Origin of the sequence: Secundilactobacillus malefermentans (assembly GCF_008033155.1) — a bacterium.
Taxonomy (GTDB): Bacteria; Bacillota; Bacilli; order Lactobacillales; family Lactobacillaceae; genus Secundilactobacillus; species Secundilactobacillus malefermentans.
The window spans coordinates 1,405,780-1,421,372 of sequence record NZ_CP042371.1 but is presented as its reverse complement, the minus strand read 5'-3'; the positions used below and the strand labels follow the sequence as shown (position 1 = coordinate 1,421,372).

The following is a 15,593-nucleotide window of genomic DNA, read 5'->3' as shown; positions in this document are numbered from 1 at the left end:
AAGAAACCGAGTCGCTCATTTAGACAGATTTTTGACTTCCCTGCGTGAGAAGTGCACCGAAATAGAATAATGCCTCAATTGTTGCAATAAAAAAACTAACCGGCAAATTGGTGACATAGCTTAGGTAAAGACCCAACCACACCCCAATTAACGCAATAATGACCGCGAGCAGCATCATCCCGCCAACCGTTCTCGCAAAGTACTTTGCCACGGCAGCCGGAATTGTCAGCAGAATAAAGATTAATAGTGAGCCAACAATTTGTGCCGCAACGCTGACTGAAAAGGCAAGTAAAATTAGGAATACAATGGATAAAATTTGTTTATTGACTCCCTTTACTTGCGCCCCCACTGGATCAAATGAATCAAATTTTAAATATCTAAAAATGACAAAAATAACCGCCAGAACCACGATGGACAGCAGACTAATTTGCCAAACATCAGCGCGACTAATGCCAATAACGCTCCCAAAGAGGATATTCGTCGCATAACTCGCATTTTTATTTGAAAGGGAGAGAAACAGAATCCCCAAACCAATAAACAGGGCTGAAATTGCACTGATGACGTTTTCGCGTCGCGCAGGCTTCACGCTCAATTGCCCCACGATGATTGAGCTAACAGTCGTGAACAAGAGCATCCCGTTCAAAGGTGGCCAACTCATGAATACCCCAAATGAGGCCCCCGCAAAACCAATTTCTGACAGAGTATGGGTTAAGAATGACATATTTCTGGCAATGACGAATACGCCAATAATGCCACACAGAATTGCGATAACTGTTGCCGCTAAATAAGCATTTTGCATGAATTCAAAATTAAACATGGCTTTCTATCATCCCCCAAACTTTATCATTCGTCAGCTCGTCAATATTGCCACTGACGTATGTTCCCGGTGCCAACAACAAAAATTTTGACGCGTACTTTTTTGCTAGGGCAATATCATGAGTGACGAAGATAACCGTCACCTGTAACTTTTGGTTAATCTCTTCTACCAAATTCAATAATTCATTTTTACTGACGGGATCCAAACTAGCGGTTGATTCATCCAAAATCAAAAGATCAGGTTCCTCCACCAGTGCCTGTGCTAAATAGGCCTTTTGCTTTTCCCCACCGGAAGCCTGTCCCATTGGTCGATTGGCAAGATCCTGAAGTCCTGTATGAACCAGCATATCATTAACCCGTTTGCGCTCACTTCGACTTAGCCAGGGAAGCTTGAAACCAGTTAAGTTAAGGCCAACAAAATCGCGAATGGATAGTGGATACTCCGAATCAATATTTCTAAACTGAGGGACGTACCCAATATTAACCGCATGGGCGCTGGGAAAGTAGTCCACATTGCCCTTTAAGGGTTTCAGCTGGCGCAAGATGGTTCGCATGAGGGTTGTTTTGCCAACCCCATTTTCACCAACAATACTTAAGAAGTCGCCCTGATTGATGGTGAAGTTTAAATCCTTTAAAACGGGTGACTCCGCATCGTTATATCCAGCGGTTAAATGATTAATTTGTAAAATTGGTTCACTCACCACGCTTGACCTCCTGACTGTTTTCAACTTGCTTATATTGACTTTCCATCCACTCTACATAACTTTTCCGAGCCGGCATGGTTTCCGTCACCTTCACAACGGGAATTCCAACTTGCTTGGCAAGCTTAGCAATATTCTTAACCTCTGAGCTTGAGTTTTGGGTATTTTCAACAAAAAACGCAATTTTGTGATTCTTAATCTGATTTTCTAGTTGGCGAATATCCTTAGGCGATGGATCGCTACCCTCTTCAATTGCCTCCGAAAAGTGTGTATCACTGACCCGATAGCCCATTGCTGCTAAAGAATCATTAAAAACGGGCTCACTCACAGCGACACTGGTCTGCAACCGGTTTTGTTTAATCCGCTTAAGTTGATTTTGCAGCGGCATTAATTCAGACAGGTATTTTTTTAACCGTTTTTCATAGTAAGACCGATTATTCGGATCTTGTTTACTAAATTTCTCAGTTAACTCCTTCGCCAACTTGGGCATCAGTGATGGGGCGTACCAAACGTGTGGATTCTGCCCATTTTGACGTTTCATGATCATTGACCCTACCGTTACCTTTTGAGCAACAGACTTATCATTTGCCTGTTCCAAACGCGTCATCCAATCATCATAACCAAGCCCGTTTGCAATAATAAAATCCGCATTCGACACCAGCTTTGCATCCGATATATCTGGTTCATAATCTTCTGCATCCACACTATCACTGCGAATAATTGAGGTGACCGTCCCCTTATTCCCTAAAATTGCCTTTGCCGTTTCACCGTAAAAGTCAAGACTGCTAACGACGGTAATTCCGTGGGACGCTTCCTTCTGTTCTGATTTAGTAGCGCAACCACTCAGTATAAAGAGTAAAAGGCCGGCAAAAAAAATAAGCGTTAAATTTCTTTTCAGTTTTTTCATCAAAAATTCCTTTGCATTAAAAATTGTAAAAAGTAATGATTACTGTTTAAGTTTAAAGTAAAACGATTAATTGTCAAGAAAAATTTGCAAAAAATAACTGCCTTCGTTTTCCGAAAGACAGTTATGACAAAGGATGAACCAGATAAACTTCCTGGCAAAATCCTCTGATACTATTAAACACGCGTTGAGCACGTGATTTTTTTTGACAGATGGCAAAAACGGTCGGCCCCGTCCCACTCATTTGTGCCCCATTTGCACCAAACTCAATCATTCGTTCCTTAATTTGTAAAATTTCCGGGTACCGTTCCGCTGTAATCGGTTCAAGACCATTTCCCATTTTATTAATGATCTGATCGAAATCCGATAAAAAAATAGCAGAAATAAGTCCTTCAATGTCGGGATGACTTAAATTTTCATAATCAATTTGGCGAAGCACGCTAGGCGTTGAAACGCTCACCTTGGGCTTTGCTAAAACGAGCCAGCACGCTGGCAACTGTTTAATCGGCATCACCCGCTCACCCTTGCCAAAGACGTGAGCTGTTTTTCCGTAAACACAGTAAGGAACGTCAGAATCCACTTCTAGTCCTAAAGCAGCTAACTCTGGCAATCTCAAATTCAATCCCCACAGTTTATTTAGTGCTCGAAGGACGGCAGCAGCATCCGTGGACCCTCCCCCTAAACCTGCCGCAACAGGAATATGTTTATTAATCGCAATATTGACGCCCTCTTGAATATTAAATCGTTCTTTTAGTAATTTTGCAGCCTGAAAAGTCAGGTTTCGCTGATCGTTCGGCAAAAATCCTGAATTCGAAGACACATGAATGCCCTTCTCCGTCGGCAACGTTGTCACTTCAATATAGTCGGCAAGGTCAATCGAGGTCATGACCATGTTCCACTCCTGCAACCCATCTTCATGATTGTAGGGCGTATCTAATCCTAAATTGATTTTTGCAGGTGCTTTCTCAACTATTCTCATCCGATCACCTAGATTCCAAAGTAGACTAAACTCATCATACAGGTATTATACTAAAATTTTGGCCAAAATAAAAAGACCCTATAGGTCCCATTATTATTCTTCTTCGAAATCCACTTCGATATTTTTCGTCAAAATATCCGTGTAACTATATGAAACTCGCTCAAATGAATTCTCATCCTGATCTAAATCAACAACAAATACGGCTGGGTAGGTTTCCCTAAGAATTCCCTTCCGTTCAGTTGTTTTCTTACGACCGGCTTGGGCAATCACCATTAGTTCTTGTCCAATTCGATTATCGAGTTTCTCTTTGATGCTAGCTAGACTTGTTGGCATACGCTCACCTCACGTGAAACAATTGTAACATAGTTTCACAAAAATCGCAAATTATAGCATAGTGACAGCCCAGATACAAGTCATAAAAAAATTACATTAACCCAGCATCATGAAACGCATTCGTTAACATGATAAAGTCACTCATTGGCAAGGTTTCTGCACGAATCCCTTTATCAATCTTCACATCATCCAAGACTCGCTGAATACGTTCGCGCACTTCCGGTTGTTTGCCAAACATCCCTTGTAGATTATTCCAATAGCTCTTTCGTCGATGCATAAAGCTCCCTTTAACAAATCTAAAGAAGGCTTTTTCATCATAAGGTAACTCGGCTAGTGGTTCTCGTTTCGTTAACGTCACAATGGCTGAGTCCACATTTGGTTGGGGGATAAAGGCAGTTCGGGGCACCAAGAAAGAGATTTTTGCCTGACTGCGATATTGGACCGCAATTGATAACTCACCGTATGCTTTAGTTCCAGGTACAGCAACCAGTCGTTCAGCGACTTCCTTTTGCATCATCACTGTAATTGATTCAAAGGTCACACTGCCCTGAAGGACCCCCATTAAGATGGGCGTCGTAATGTAATAGGGTAAATTTGCGACAAGTTTTAGGGGACGACTCATGTCAAATTTTGAATTAACGATTTCCGGTAAGTTTGCCTCAAGAATATCTTGATAAACAATTTCAACATTCTTATAGGGGTCCAGGGTTTCTTCCAAAACTTGAATAAGATTTTCATCAATTTCAAACGCAAGAACTTTATTGGCGTTCTTGGCTAAAAATTCGGTCAAGGAACCTATTCCTGGCCCGACCTCAATCACGTCGTCTTTTTCACTTAAACCGGCAGCTTCTACGATTTTATTTAAAACGGTCAAATCAGTTAAAAAATTCTGACCTAAACTCTTTTTGATCTTTAAATGATACCGATTAATAATTGCTTGTGTCCGCGCTGGACTTGCTATTGGTGGCATTTTACTTGTCATTTTGTTGCTCCTTTATTTTGCCTGAAATTTTGCTAATCGCCTCATCAAATTGACTTTTAGAGACGCCAAACATTCGGAGTCGCTTGCGTAATTGTTTGGCATTAACATACCCTATTTTAAGGATTTCTCCAAGCATCTCTCTTCGCTGTTTGGACTGGGCACCGCCGATTAAACCAGCCGCCATCAACTCTGATTGAGAAATAAGCTCTGGCGCATCCTCTACTTCTGTATATAAATTAGCAAGGGCCTCACGAATAGCCGCCGCGCTAGCATGCTCGACGCCTAGGGATCCACCAGCTTTGGTAGGAACCCCTTCTTTTTTGGGAAGAAAAGCATGTTTGGCTTCTGGAACGGCTTTCGAAACAATTTTACGAATTTTTTCACCCGAAAAATCAGGATCCGTAAAAATGATAATGCCCCGAGTTTCCGCCAATTCTTCAATTAGGCCAAGTGTCTCGTCGGGGATTGCAGATCCACGAGTTTCAATAGTATCCGCCACAACCGCTTTATTAATTTGTTTGGTGTCATCTTTGCCTTCAACAACAATGACTTCCTTTATTCGCTTCATTTTGATTCCTCTAATCGAAATAATTGGTGCGCATTATGCCAAGTTGCAGCAGCAATCTCCTCAGGGGTTGTTTCTCGTTCCTTTGCGATTGCTTCAACCGTGTACCGAGTAAAGCCTGGTTCATTTTGTTTTCCCCTAAATGGTTCCGGCGTTAAATAAGGTGCATCCGTTTCGACCAACATCCTATCTAACGGGGTCGCTCTAACTGAATCGTGAACTTCATGGGCATTTTTAAAACTGGCAACGCCACTGTATGAAATGTTCATCCCTAGATCAAGAAATTTCTTAAGCCATTCTGGATTCCCATTAAAACTGTGCATGACGCCACCGATTTCGCTGATATTAGCTGCTTTTAAAATAGCATAGCAGTCCGCAAATGCATCTCGATTATGCACAGAAATTGGTAAATTGAATTCCTTGGCAATCTCAATTTGACGAGCAAAAATCTTCTTCTGAACGTCAACTGGTGAACTATCCCAATGATAATCCAGACCAATTTCACCAACTGCAACCACTTTTTCCTGGCTAAGTTGTTCTTCGAGGACCTTTTCCGTCTCCGGTGTGTAATTTTTCGAATCCTCAGGATGCCATCCCACGATTGCGTAGAGATTGTCGTACTGGTTAGCCAATTCGATTGCGCGACTATTTAAAATCGTATTCGACCCAACGTTTGCTATCTTTTCAACACCCAACCCTTTGGCATGGGCTAGGAAAGTCGGCACATCATCGTAAAATTCGTCACTATTTAAATGCGTATGTGAATCAAAAATTTGCATCATTTTCCTCCGTAGTGAAAAAGGAGACCCTCTAAAGAGTCTCCTAAAATGTCATTAATCAATTATTGAACCGGCAGTAATACTGTCAGGAAGCGTCACTAACTGTGTATTATCTCCATCTTCTGCGGTAAGGAGCATTCCTTGGCTTACCTCTCCACGCATTTTACGTGGCTTTAGATTAGAAACAATCACAACTTTTTTACCCACTAGTTTTTCTGGGTTGGGATAAAATTCGGCAACACCCGATAAAATTTGTCGGTGGTCAGAATCACCAGCATCAAGTCTAAATTGAAGAAGTTTGTCAGCCCCCTCAACCTTCTTAACTCGAATAATTTCTGCCACTTTTAACTCAACCTTATCAAAGACTTCAAAGCGAATGGCATTTTTCGTTAGTGCCAATTCCGTTTCTTCTGGATTCCATGAGCTACTATGCTCATTCTCAAATTCCTTCTTTGCTTCTGCCATTGCGGCACGACCCTTCTTCTTGTCAGTCTTGGTCATCTGCTCTTGAATAAAGGCCTTTTCAGCATCCCCATCAAGTCGAGGGAAAATTGGGGTTCCTTTAGCCACAACTTTTGAACCAGCTGGGAAATCAGCCATTTTCAAGTTTACTAAATCAACATTTTCAAATTTCAATCCCAATTGCTCGTAAATTGCTTTCGGTGCGTGCGTCATCACTGGGCTAATTAAGGCCCCAATAACGCGGAGGCTTGCGGCCAAATGGGCCATCACAGCTGCCAATTGATCTTTGGCATCTGCGTCATCACTTTTTGCAAGGAGCCAAGGAGACGTTTCATCAATGTATTTATTAGTTCTGGCAACGAGTTTCCATACTTCAGCAATCGCATCCGCAAAGTGGAGACTGTCCATTAATTTGCCGAAATTCACAACGGTTTCGGCAGCAACGTTTTCAAGATCTTGATCATATTCAGTCACATTTGAAATGAACGTTGGAACATCGCCATCTTCATACTTATTAATCATCGCAATTGTACGATTTAACAGATTTCCCAAGTCGTTTGCTAAATCATAATTAATTCGGTCAACAAAGTCCTCAGGTGTAAAGATACCGTCATTCCCATAAGGCATTGCCCGAAGAAGATAGTATCTAACCGCATCCAATCCATAGCGATCCACTAACGTTTCAGGGTAAATAACGTTTCCTCGAGATTTAGACATTTTGCCATCTTTCATCAATAACCAACCATGCCCAAACACTTTCTTAGGGAGTGGTAAGCCAAGCGCATGCAAAATGATTGGCCAATAAATCGTGTGGAAACGAACGATTTCTTTTCCGACCATTTGGACATCAGCAGGCCAATACTTATCAAATAAGTTGGCATGATCATTGTCGTAACCCAACGCCGTTATATAGTTTGTCAGTGCATCAATCCACACGTAAACAACGTGTTTTGGATCTGATTTAACTGGAACGCCCCAAGTAAAGGTCGTTCTTGAAACAGCTAAATCTTCCAACCCAGGTTTAATGAAATTATTAATCATTTCATTCATTCGAGAGCTTGGCTCAATAAAGTCTGGATTGGCTTTATAGTAATCCAATAGCCAATCAGCGTACTTACTCATTTTGAAGAAATATGATTGTTCCTTAACAAGTTCAACTTCGTGACCACTAGGCGCTTTTCCGCCAGTCACATTGCCATCCTCATCCCGATAAACTTCGGCAAGTTGAGTTTCAGTAAAGTACTCTTCATCATCGACAGAATACCAACCTTCATACTCTCCAAGGTAGATGTCACCTTGATCTTTCAACTGTTCAAAAATCTTTTGGACCGCTTCTTCATGAAAATCGTCGGTTGTTCGAATGAACTGATCGTTTGAAATTTCAAGTGTTTTCCAAAGCTGCTTGATTCCAGCTGCCATTTCATCAACGTAGGACTTTGGATCCGTTCCTAGTTCTTCAGCTTTTTCTTCGATTTTTAATCCATGCTCGTCGGTTCCCGTTAAAAAGTAAACGTCATAACCGCTTGCCCGTTTGTATCTAGCAATCGCATCACACGCTATTGTTGTATAGGAATTACCGATATGTAACCGCCCTGACGGATAATAAATGGGGGTCGTAATATAATATGTTGGTTTTTCGTTTGCCATCCTTCAAAGCTCCTTTAAGAATCACATTTATTTTTAAAATAATTACTCAATAGTATAGCATAACACCCTGTTACAGAACAGTTTCGCTCAAGACATTAGCAACTAAAATAGATCCATTTGCTGAGGTCCTAAACCGTGCCACTCAATGTTTAGCTTATCTTTAAGTGCTAAAGCATTGGGCGCAGCATCGCCGCCTGCATTGTTATTGAAGATGACGCAGACCTCCTCAGCTTGCTGCTCAAGCTTTTGTACCTCTTCAGCAAAATGAGTTAACTCCTCATCGTTATAGTGATATAAGGTTCGCTTTCCACGCCAGTCTTTACTCTTATCTAGCCAACCAGCCTGATTTTGGCCGTGAAACCTCATCAACGCCAAGCGGTTGTCGGCGACCTTGGGAACAAATGGTACCCCGCCACTTAAATTATGGGGCTCATCGGTAATCACGTGGGTCATTTGAAGACTCTTCAAATAGGCAATCACATCGTCGGTCATGCCATCCTGATACCAAGTTGGAGAACGAAACTCCACCGCTACTGGCAAATCAGCCATTTCTCGACGAATGGTTTCCAGCCACTGAAAATTAGCGACCGTTCTCGTAAAAAATGGTGGAAATTGGAATAACACTGTTTTAAGTTGATGTGCTTGAACAAGTGGGGTCACCATTTTTCCAAAGTCTCTAAATGCGGCCATTCGGGTCAACTCATCAACCGGCTCCTTAGCGTCATCGTGATGAGTCATGACCTGATTTGCCTTCAAAATAAATTGAAAGTTTTCCGGCACTTGTGCTTGCCACTTTTTGACTGTTTCCACGGTTGGAATTCCATAAAAACTTGTATCGATTTCGACTACCGGAAAATGTCCAACATATTCAGTTAATCGAACCTTACGAGAATCCCCATTTATCAGACCTGGGTGCTCACTCCAAGTTGTTAATCCAATCGTTATCATACAAATCCTCCACAATCAAATACGTTTATTTCATTCGATCAAATTTCGTCACAACGGCTGCCTCATCCTGATCAAGGTCGCCACTAAGCTGATTAATTAGGTTAAATCCCGAGCGCTTATAGTTTCTACGAATCCCTGAAAAACAAAGATCAATCATTGCCAGCATGAAAATGAGCAACATTGCCGTATTGCGATCAAAATCCGTCGTAAAGATTTGAACGGTTGCCCCGCTCATCAAAAGCCTGAAAAATGAATAGAATAGCATGCAGTCCGCAGCCGTCTGAAAAAAGACAATCAAACGAATTCGGGTAATGAGTCCTCTTAGTTGTTGGATAATCACTTCAGTTGTCATCATTATCACATTCCTTAATAATCTAAACTTCGAGTTCTTGGAAAAATTGGCTCGCATCCTCTTGGATCATCGTAAAATCAAACGGAAATTGTAGGGCCTCTTGATTAATGACTACTACTTTGGCGCTAGGGTTTCGATAATCGAGTAACCCAGCAAACGGATAAACCCGCATTGAGGTCCCAACGATGGCAACCAAGTCCGCATTTGCTAGTGCACTTACAGACGTGCTAATTTTTTGTTCATTCAGGCCTTCCTCATACAACACAACGTCCGGTCGTAATCGGCCACCACAATTTTCATGAGTCGGACTCTTTAAATAGTCGTGCCAATCAACATATTTTCCACATTTTTGACAATAGATTTGATAAAGATTGCCGTGAAATTCTACTAAGTGGGACGTATTTGCCTGCCGATAGAGATTATCAATATTTTGCGTAACCACCGTAGCTCGATTTTGTTGAGTTAAAGCCGACTGCTTTTCGTGAATGACGTTTGGAACGGCATCTGGTTTATACAAATTATCCGTGACGTAGTGGTAAAAAACATCGGGTTCCTGTGCTAAACAAGTGTGGCTAAGGTAATACTCCGCATTTTTATTTCCAGTATATAGGCCATTTCGAGACCGATAATCCGGAATACCGGACGGTGTGGAAACCCCTGCGCCGGTTAAGAATACGATTGATTTTGATTGACTAAATAAGTTCTGAATTTCTTCATCCATCATGTTGCCTCCTAATCAAGCTTATCGCAAAATGTAAGGCATTTTAAGCTGCTTAAACAAATCTTCAACTGTCAGATTATAAATTGCTTTGTAGAAATCGGGTGTGTCATCCTTTGGTTCTGGTGCTGGAATAACGAAAGCGTTTTGCCCGTCTGTTCGATTAAAACCAACGTAGGCTCTCCTACCAGAATTTTTCTCATTCATATCTGAATGGAATAGCTCAAATAATTGACGAACTTCAAGCCTGAGTTGACGTTTAGAAAACGCACTCGTAACCGTGGTAAATTCAGCGTTATTGATTGGTGGTAAGCGCCACTCGCTCAATTGTTCATCAAATGCTTTAAATAATTTGACCACGTTTCGGCGCATGGTAAATGGCGAATCGATTGCCTTTTCAGAAATAATTTTGAATAGCTTTTGCGCTGCCTCAAACGAAATCGGATAATCTTGTTTTAACTGCTTCTCAACCATCTTGATGTGATCCCCATAAAAGACGAGTGCATCCAATAGCGTCATTAGTCGCAAGGTCATTTGATCATCACCCGGAGTTGGTTCCGGCTTGATGGTTGCTTGAATTCCCTTTAAGTATAACTGCTCGATTTCGTCATCAATCAACCCGTGTTTACGTTGCTCACTCACAACGACAAAATGGGCAACAATGTCATAAAGCTCAGTTCCCATAATCATGAGTTGTTCGTCTAATTGGTCGTTGCCACTTGTAAGTGAAAAGAACACTTGTGGGAAGCCCTTCAGAACCATGAGTTGGTGAATCAGCTCGTGGGAAGCCGTGTAGTTCGGTGCCGTTAGGTCGTTTACCTGCACAATAATATTGCTACCGTCCTGAACTTGCTGTGATTGATCATGGCGCACATAGCCAGATTGTAGATTCCCAATAAATTGAACTTCTACCGTCCCTGGAAAAGAGTCATTTACTGCATCGATTAATGATTGTACTTGTTCGTTTATTTCTATTTTTGCCATCTTTTTCTCCTATTATTTAGACGATTTTTTTCGTCTAATTTCTGAAATAATTGTTTTTGCACTGGCCAAATCTGGGCGGGACATTTTAGAAAGTCGGTCCACTACAACTGCTAACTCTGCATGGGTTGCGCCAGCACTACGAGCGAGTGATTTAATTTGAAGCGACATGTGCCCCCGCTGAATTCCTTCGGTTACTAGGGCTTTCAAGGCCGCAAGATTTTGCGCCAACCCGACACTGCCAACGATCATCATCAATTCTCTGGCACTTTTAACATCAGCGATTCGTTTGTTTACGGCGACTAACGGCAACACTTTTGTTGCGCCACCCGTAAACGCTACTGGCATGGGTAGTGTCATTTCACCAACTAGATAACCGTCTTGCTTGATCCACTGGCTTAAGGGTTGATACTTTCCTGATCTGCAAGCATAGGCGTACGCGCCACTTTCAATTGCCCGCCAATCATTTCCAAACGCAATGATGACAGCATCAATTCCGTTCATGATACCTTTATTATGAGTCGCAGCTCGGTATGGGTCAAGCGTTGCTAATTTAGTTGCCTGCTCAATTTTGGTTGCAACTTTCTCACCAGATAAAGTTGCCGTGGTTAGTGTTTCAAGGGCAATCTGACACTTGACCGTTACCAAACTCTCAGTTGCAAAATTTGATAAAATGCTCATTAATACATCCGCTGACAGGTTGCTTTGAATCATTTTCGAAACGGCTTCCGTCATCCCATCAATTATATTGGCGCCCATGGCTTCCCCAACATCAACAACTAGGTCAATCGAGATGAAGCCTTCGCTTAAATTGCGAAGCCTCACCTGGGTCGCACCTTGTCCATACTTTAAAACGGATGGATGGGCTTCGTTGGCCGTTTTTAGGATTAACACCTCATTTGAATGAATCCAATCTAGAATTCTATTTTCATCAGAAACGTTTTCTAGCACAATCTGGCCTATCATTTGCCGGTTTTGGACCTTCGCCACAAAGCCGCCCGATTTAGCAACTAATTGTGCACCGTTACTTGCTGCTGCAATAACAGAAGGCTCCTCGGTCACCATCGGAATCTGATAGAGCTTGTCGTTTATTTTAAAATTTGTGGCTAACCCCTCAGGAAGATTGAAGTCGGTTAAATAATTTTCAACGATATCATTTCCAGTGTCGGAACGAGAATCACGCAGCATTTTTCGATCGGAAGCAGTCAAATTGACCGCATATTCCAGCATAGTTAATCGCGTTTCATAGTCAAAACGATAAAAGTGATTTAATGGCTTAGTCATGTCGTCCTCCGCACAGTTTCTAGTCTCCCTCTAGTTTATTACAAATTGCTCGTTTCGTCTTTTCTTTTAGCCTTTTTCACAAGACTTGTTTCTAGCTTATCCATTTTTGCTTTGCTACCATGAAGATAACCTAAATAAGGAGGCAACATCATGGCTGGAAAATATTTAAAGACCCAAGCTTGTTTGAACCAACTTATCGCGGACATCTCAACATTAGGTGTCATCGTGCATCAAACTCACTGGTATATGCGAGGACCTGAATTCTTCAAACTCCACCCAAAAATGGACGAGTTTTTAGATGACTTAAACGACCAATTAGACGAAATTGCTGAGCGATTAATTGCTTTAGGTGGCTCACCGTACGCAACAACTCAAGAATTTATTGATAACACGGGACTCACTGAATCAAAAGGTGACTGGGACATCCCGCTTCCTGAAAGAATGGCACACCTAGTGGAGGCATACAAATACCTTCGCGACCAATATCAAACTGCCATTGAAGTGACCGATGAGGACCAAGATTTACCAACTCAAGACATGATTAACGGCTTTAAAATGGATACAGATAAAGTCATCTGGATGCTTCAAGCTTACCTTGGAAAAGCACCCCTCGAATAAAAGAGGCTCTCTGTCAAATCCTGTTGATAGATAGTTTTACAGAACTAGAAGCTAAGCGGCTTCTAGTTCTGTTTTTGTATTTGGTTTTGTTCTCATTTGTTGAAGTTTGATCCGCGAGATTAAATGATGGAAATTTCTAAATCCAAACGCAGTCCGCTGAATCTGCTTAATCATCCGATTAATACCTTCAATTGGGCCGTTAGAATACTTAGATTCACTGGCATTCAAGACAATTTCCAGATTACTTTTAAACGTTTTTAGTGTTTCCTTCATTTGAAAACTTAGGTTTTCATTTTTGTAGAGATAGTGGACAATGCCATCTTTGTCATGATTTTTAAGACAGGACATGATACCTTGCAGCGCATCGTATGTGCTCGAAATAGTGTCATCAGTGTCAAGCCCCATTTGTACTCGCCCTTGTTGAGTTAACTGCTGTCGTAAATGACGATCATAGAAAGTTTGGCTGACTTCTAGTTCATCAATGTGCTTCAAATATAGTTTCCATGAGAACTTAAGCAGTCGATATTCGATAGATTTCTTGTCATATTTTTTCATTGTCTGAACTCTAGTCTGGTTGAATGCCCGCGTCATCATGGCGATAATGTGGAATCGATCAACGACAATTTCTGCGTTTGGAAACATTTCCTTAACGATATCTTTATAGTAACTATTGAGATCCAGAGTTACGGTTTGAACCCGTTTTCGGGTATTGATATGGAATTTATTAAAGTACTCAATAATGCTTTTTTTATAGCGATCCGGCAAGATTTGTTGAATTTCATGGTTGCTGGCACCGTTAATACAGATAAAGTGTAATTGACCACCAACACCGCGAACTTCATCCATCGCTAAATGCTCTGGTAAGTAATCATAATTCCGGCGGAATAAATCATCGTAATTATCTAAATAGCGACAAATTGTACTTGGTGATACACAATTATCTAAGGCGATGCTGGCCTGAGTCCGGTCGTCCTGCAAATGCATGAATATTTTCTGTCGTGTGGCTTGCGAAATGTTGCAATATTTATCAACTAGACTAGTGGATGCCATTATTGAAGCACCACAGTCTTTACAAACTAATCGTTCCTTATGCAGCTCAAGGTACACTGGCTCACTGGCATTGGCTGACGGGTACGAAGTACGCGCAATGTAGTGACCATTATGGTTCAGATGATTGAAACCACATTGGGGACATCTCACACAGTTAACTTTAACGTTGGCGATGTAAATCTTAGATTGTTTGTTTTTAATAGATTGGCTTTTATAAGCAAAAAAGTTAACGTTCTCGTCAGTTATGCTTAGGACGAACTTTATGGTATTATCAATAGGGTTCATGGGTTCTTATCTCCTTTAATGATGCTGTAGTGGGTGGATTTTATTGGATGGGGACCTGTGGGCTTTTAATTTACAAAAAAATCCTGTTAATAGATTACCACTCTGGCAATCCATCAACAGGAAAAAGTATAGAACCATAAAAGATAGTCAAATAGAGTCTCAGGCACTTTTGCCTGAGACTCTATTTTTCTAACCAATTATTTTTCCGGAATACGTTAATCCTCAGAGCCAATCGAGTGGCTTCACCCTTTTTTTATAAACTCACTTATAATTCCTTCACGGACACCACTCTCCGAAAAAACAACTCGATCAGAATCCAGCAACTGAAGTAGCAGGACCAAGGGCAGCACGCCCCCAACGATAATATCTGCTCGACCAGTTTCCAACCCAGATATCTGTTTACGGCCCGCTAGATCAACCTGAATCAATTTTTTAAATAGATTAAAGACGTCATCAGTCTTTAACCGATAACCATGAATATTTTCGACGTGTAAAAATTGCTGCTGCTTTCTGCTAATCCGAGCTAGGGTCCGGTTGGCACCACCTAATAAAACCAGTGGCTTATGGATTGCATCATTCAGCCACCATATATCCCTCAACCGTTTGCTCAAAAAAGTTTCCGCAGTGAACAGTCCCGCAGCGGTGACAACGTCGTTCAAATGAAACTGTTCCGTCAGGGTAACAGCACCAAACGGAACGCTAATCAAATTAACTTCCTTACCATCTTTCACATTAATCAGTTCGCAACTTGCACCGCCGATGTCCAAAATCAGACAATCCTCAATTTTCAACCGAGTGGCTGCCCCTAAATAATCATAATAGGCTTCTTCATCCCCCGATAAGATTCTCAGATCGAGGCCAATTTCTTTTTTCACTCGACTCACAAATTCCTGCTGATTGCTTGCCTGTCGCACCGCTGCCGTTGTAATCCCCATTAGGGTGACGTTTGGCAAACGTTCGTAACGCGCCTTAAACGACTTCATAGCAGCAATTGTGCGTGCCATGGCAACCTCTTGGAGGGTCTTCTTTTTGCCAGTTCCCATTCCTTGAGAAATTCGACTATCCCGTTTTGTTCGATAAACCTCACGATGGTGTCCATTTGCTGAAATTTCAATAATCGCCATTCGTACCGAATTCGAACCTAAATCTACAATGACCAGATTCTTCATAAGCGATTCCTCCCAAAATT

Annotated in this window: 17 protein-coding genes; 1 reads left to right on the top strand and 16 read right to left on the bottom strand. The window is 41.6% G+C overall.

The window, feature by feature from the left end; all coding sequences use genetic code 11:
* Positions 1-19: 19 nt before the first annotated feature.
* The 14 genes from FGL90_RS06835 to FGL90_RS06770 form a co-directional block, all read right to left on the bottom strand.
* On the bottom strand, positions 20-817 hold the full coding sequence (locus tag FGL90_RS06835; RefSeq protein ID WP_010620783.1) for a metal ABC transporter permease: 798 nt from the start codon (positions 815-817) through the stop codon (positions 20-22).
* Positions 810-1,517 (bottom strand): metal ABC transporter ATP-binding protein, encoded by a 708-nt coding sequence (locus FGL90_RS06830; RefSeq protein ID WP_147657486.1) that lies wholly within the window; start codon positions 1,515-1,517, stop codon positions 810-812. Before FGL90_RS06830 ends, FGL90_RS06835 begins: the two co-directional genes overlap by 8 nt.
* On the bottom strand, positions 1,510-2,424 hold the full coding sequence (locus tag FGL90_RS06825; protein ID WP_147657484.1) for a metal ABC transporter solute-binding protein, Zn/Mn family: 915 nt from the start codon (positions 2,422-2,424) through the stop codon (positions 1,510-1,512). Before FGL90_RS06825 ends, FGL90_RS06830 begins: the two co-directional genes overlap by 8 nt.
* Before the next feature lie 121 nt (positions 2,425-2,545).
* Positions 2,546-3,400 carry a 4-(cytidine 5'-diphospho)-2-C-methyl-D-erythritol kinase gene (gene ispE, locus FGL90_RS06820; protein WP_147657482.1) on the bottom strand — a complete coding sequence of 285 codons (855 nt, stop codon included), beginning with the start codon at positions 3,398-3,400 and terminating at the stop codon, positions 2,546-2,548.
* 93 nt (positions 3,401-3,493) lie between these two features.
* Positions 3,494-3,733: a Veg family protein gene (locus FGL90_RS06815; protein WP_010620787.1), complete on the bottom strand. Its 240-nt coding sequence runs from the start codon at positions 3,731-3,733 to the stop codon at positions 3,494-3,496.
* Between the two features lie 91 nt (positions 3,734-3,824).
* Positions 3,825-4,715, bottom strand: coding sequence for a 16S rRNA (adenine(1518)-N(6)/adenine(1519)-N(6))-dimethyltransferase RsmA (rsmA, locus tag FGL90_RS06810; protein ID WP_010620788.1), 891 nt, complete (start codon positions 4,713-4,715; stop codon positions 3,825-3,827).
* Positions 4,705-5,283, bottom strand: a complete 579-nt coding sequence (gene rnmV, locus FGL90_RS06805) for a ribonuclease M5 (RefSeq protein WP_010620789.1) — start codon at positions 5,281-5,283, stop codon at positions 4,705-4,707. Before rnmV ends, rsmA begins: the two co-directional genes overlap by 11 nt.
* Positions 5,280-6,059 carry a TatD family hydrolase gene (locus FGL90_RS06800; RefSeq protein WP_147657480.1) on the bottom strand — a complete coding sequence of 260 codons (780 nt, stop codon included), beginning with the start codon at positions 6,057-6,059 and terminating at the stop codon, positions 5,280-5,282. The genes rnmV and FGL90_RS06800 overlap by 4 nt, the downstream gene beginning before the upstream one ends.
* A 54-nt stretch (positions 6,060-6,113) precedes the next feature.
* A complete protein-coding gene (gene metG, locus FGL90_RS06795) occupies positions 6,114-8,168 on the bottom strand; it encodes a methionine--tRNA ligase (RefSeq protein WP_147657478.1) in 2,055 nt (684 codons plus the stop codon).
* A gap of 102 nt (positions 8,169-8,270) precedes the next feature.
* Positions 8,271-9,116: a DUF72 domain-containing protein gene (locus FGL90_RS06790; protein WP_147657476.1), complete on the bottom strand. Its 846-nt coding sequence runs from the start codon at positions 9,114-9,116 to the stop codon at positions 8,271-8,273.
* Between the two features lie 25 nt (positions 9,117-9,141).
* Positions 9,142-9,471 (bottom strand): hypothetical protein, encoded by a 330-nt coding sequence (locus FGL90_RS06785; RefSeq protein ID WP_147657474.1) that lies wholly within the window; start codon positions 9,469-9,471, stop codon positions 9,142-9,144.
* Between the two features lie 19 nt (positions 9,472-9,490).
* Positions 9,491-10,189 (bottom strand): NAD-dependent protein deacylase, encoded by a 699-nt coding sequence (locus FGL90_RS06780; protein WP_147657472.1) that lies wholly within the window; start codon positions 10,187-10,189, stop codon positions 9,491-9,493.
* Between the two features lie 21 nt (positions 10,190-10,210).
* Complete coding sequence (locus FGL90_RS06775) at positions 10,211-11,170, bottom strand: IpaB/EvcA family protein (protein WP_147657470.1); 960 nt, start codon at positions 11,168-11,170, stop codon at positions 10,211-10,213.
* 12 nt (positions 11,171-11,182) lie between these two features.
* The gene (locus FGL90_RS06770; RefSeq protein WP_147657468.1) at positions 11,183-12,451 is read right to left on the bottom strand and encodes a hydroxymethylglutaryl-CoA reductase, degradative; all 1,269 of its coding nucleotides are present in this window, start codon (positions 12,449-12,451) and stop codon (positions 11,183-11,185) included.
* A gap of 150 nt (positions 12,452-12,601) precedes the next feature.
* On the opposite strand from FGL90_RS06770, the gene FGL90_RS06765 reads away from it, so the two are divergent.
* Complete coding sequence (locus FGL90_RS06765) at positions 12,602-13,069, top strand: Dps family protein (RefSeq protein WP_010620797.1); 468 nt, start codon at positions 12,602-12,604, stop codon at positions 13,067-13,069.
* A 51-nt stretch (positions 13,070-13,120) separates the two neighbouring features.
* On the opposite strand, the gene FGL90_RS06760 is transcribed toward FGL90_RS06765, so the two are convergent.
* Positions 13,121-14,404 carry an ISL3 family transposase gene (locus FGL90_RS06760; protein WP_125547835.1) on the bottom strand — a complete coding sequence of 428 codons (1,284 nt, stop codon included), beginning with the start codon at positions 14,402-14,404 and terminating at the stop codon, positions 13,121-13,123.
* 242 nt (positions 14,405-14,646) lie between these two features.
* Complete coding sequence (locus FGL90_RS06755; RefSeq protein WP_147657466.1) at positions 14,647-15,573, bottom strand: Ppx/GppA phosphatase family protein; 927 nt, start codon at positions 15,571-15,573, stop codon at positions 14,647-14,649.
* Between the last annotated feature and the right edge of the window lie 20 nt (positions 15,574-15,593).

What these genes read in the sequence shown, in the direction of transcription:
- FGL90_RS06800 (WP_147657480.1), bottom strand. Translation starts at nt 6,059, where the DNA reads ATGCAAATTTTTGATTCACATACGCATTTAAATAGTGACGAATTTTAC.
- FGL90_RS06770 (WP_147657468.1), bottom strand. Translation starts at nt 12,451, where the DNA reads ATGACTAAGCCATTAAATCACTTTTATCGTTTTGACTATGAAACGCGA.
- FGL90_RS06815 (WP_010620787.1), bottom strand. Translation starts at nt 3,733, where the DNA reads ATGCCAACAAGTCTAGCTAGCATCAAAGAGAAACTCGATAATCGAATT.
- FGL90_RS06765 (WP_010620797.1), top strand. Translation starts at nt 12,602, where the DNA reads ATGGCTGGAAAATATTTAAAGACCCAAGCTTGTTTGAACCAACTTATC.
- FGL90_RS06780 (WP_147657472.1), bottom strand. Translation starts at nt 10,189, where the DNA reads ATGGATGAAGAAATTCAGAACTTATTTAGTCAATCAAAATCAATCGTA.
- FGL90_RS06760 (WP_125547835.1), bottom strand. Translation starts at nt 14,404, where the DNA reads ATGAACCCTATTGATAATACCATAAAGTTCGTCCTAAGCATAACTGAC.
- rnmV (WP_010620789.1), bottom strand. Translation starts at nt 5,283, where the DNA reads ATGAAGCGAATAAAGGAAGTCATTGTTGTTGAAGGCAAAGATGACACC.
- FGL90_RS06785 (WP_147657474.1), bottom strand. Translation starts at nt 9,471, where the DNA reads ATGATGACAACTGAAGTGATTATCCAACAACTAAGAGGACTCATTACC.
- rsmA (WP_010620788.1), bottom strand. Translation starts at nt 4,715, where the DNA reads ATGACAAGTAAAATGCCACCAATAGCAAGTCCAGCGCGGACACAAGCA.
- FGL90_RS06825 (WP_147657484.1), bottom strand. Translation starts at nt 2,424, where the DNA reads ATGAAAAAACTGAAAAGAAATTTAACGCTTATTTTTTTTGCCGGCCTT.
- FGL90_RS06790 (WP_147657476.1), bottom strand. Translation starts at nt 9,116, where the DNA reads ATGATAACGATTGGATTAACAACTTGGAGTGAGCACCCAGGTCTGATA.
- ispE (WP_147657482.1), bottom strand. Translation starts at nt 3,400, where the DNA reads ATGAGAATAGTTGAGAAAGCACCTGCAAAAATCAATTTAGGATTAGAT.
- FGL90_RS06775 (WP_147657470.1), bottom strand. Translation starts at nt 11,170, where the DNA reads ATGGCAAAAATAGAAATAAACGAACAAGTACAATCATTAATCGATGCA.
- metG (WP_147657478.1), bottom strand. Translation starts at nt 8,168, where the DNA reads ATGGCAAACGAAAAACCAACATATTATATTACGACCCCCATTTATTAT.
- FGL90_RS06835 (WP_010620783.1), bottom strand. Translation starts at nt 817, where the DNA reads ATGTTTAATTTTGAATTCATGCAAAATGCTTATTTAGCGGCAACAGTT.
- FGL90_RS06755 (WP_147657466.1), bottom strand. Translation starts at nt 15,573, where the DNA reads ATGAAGAATCTGGTCATTGTAGATTTAGGTTCGAATTCGGTACGAATG.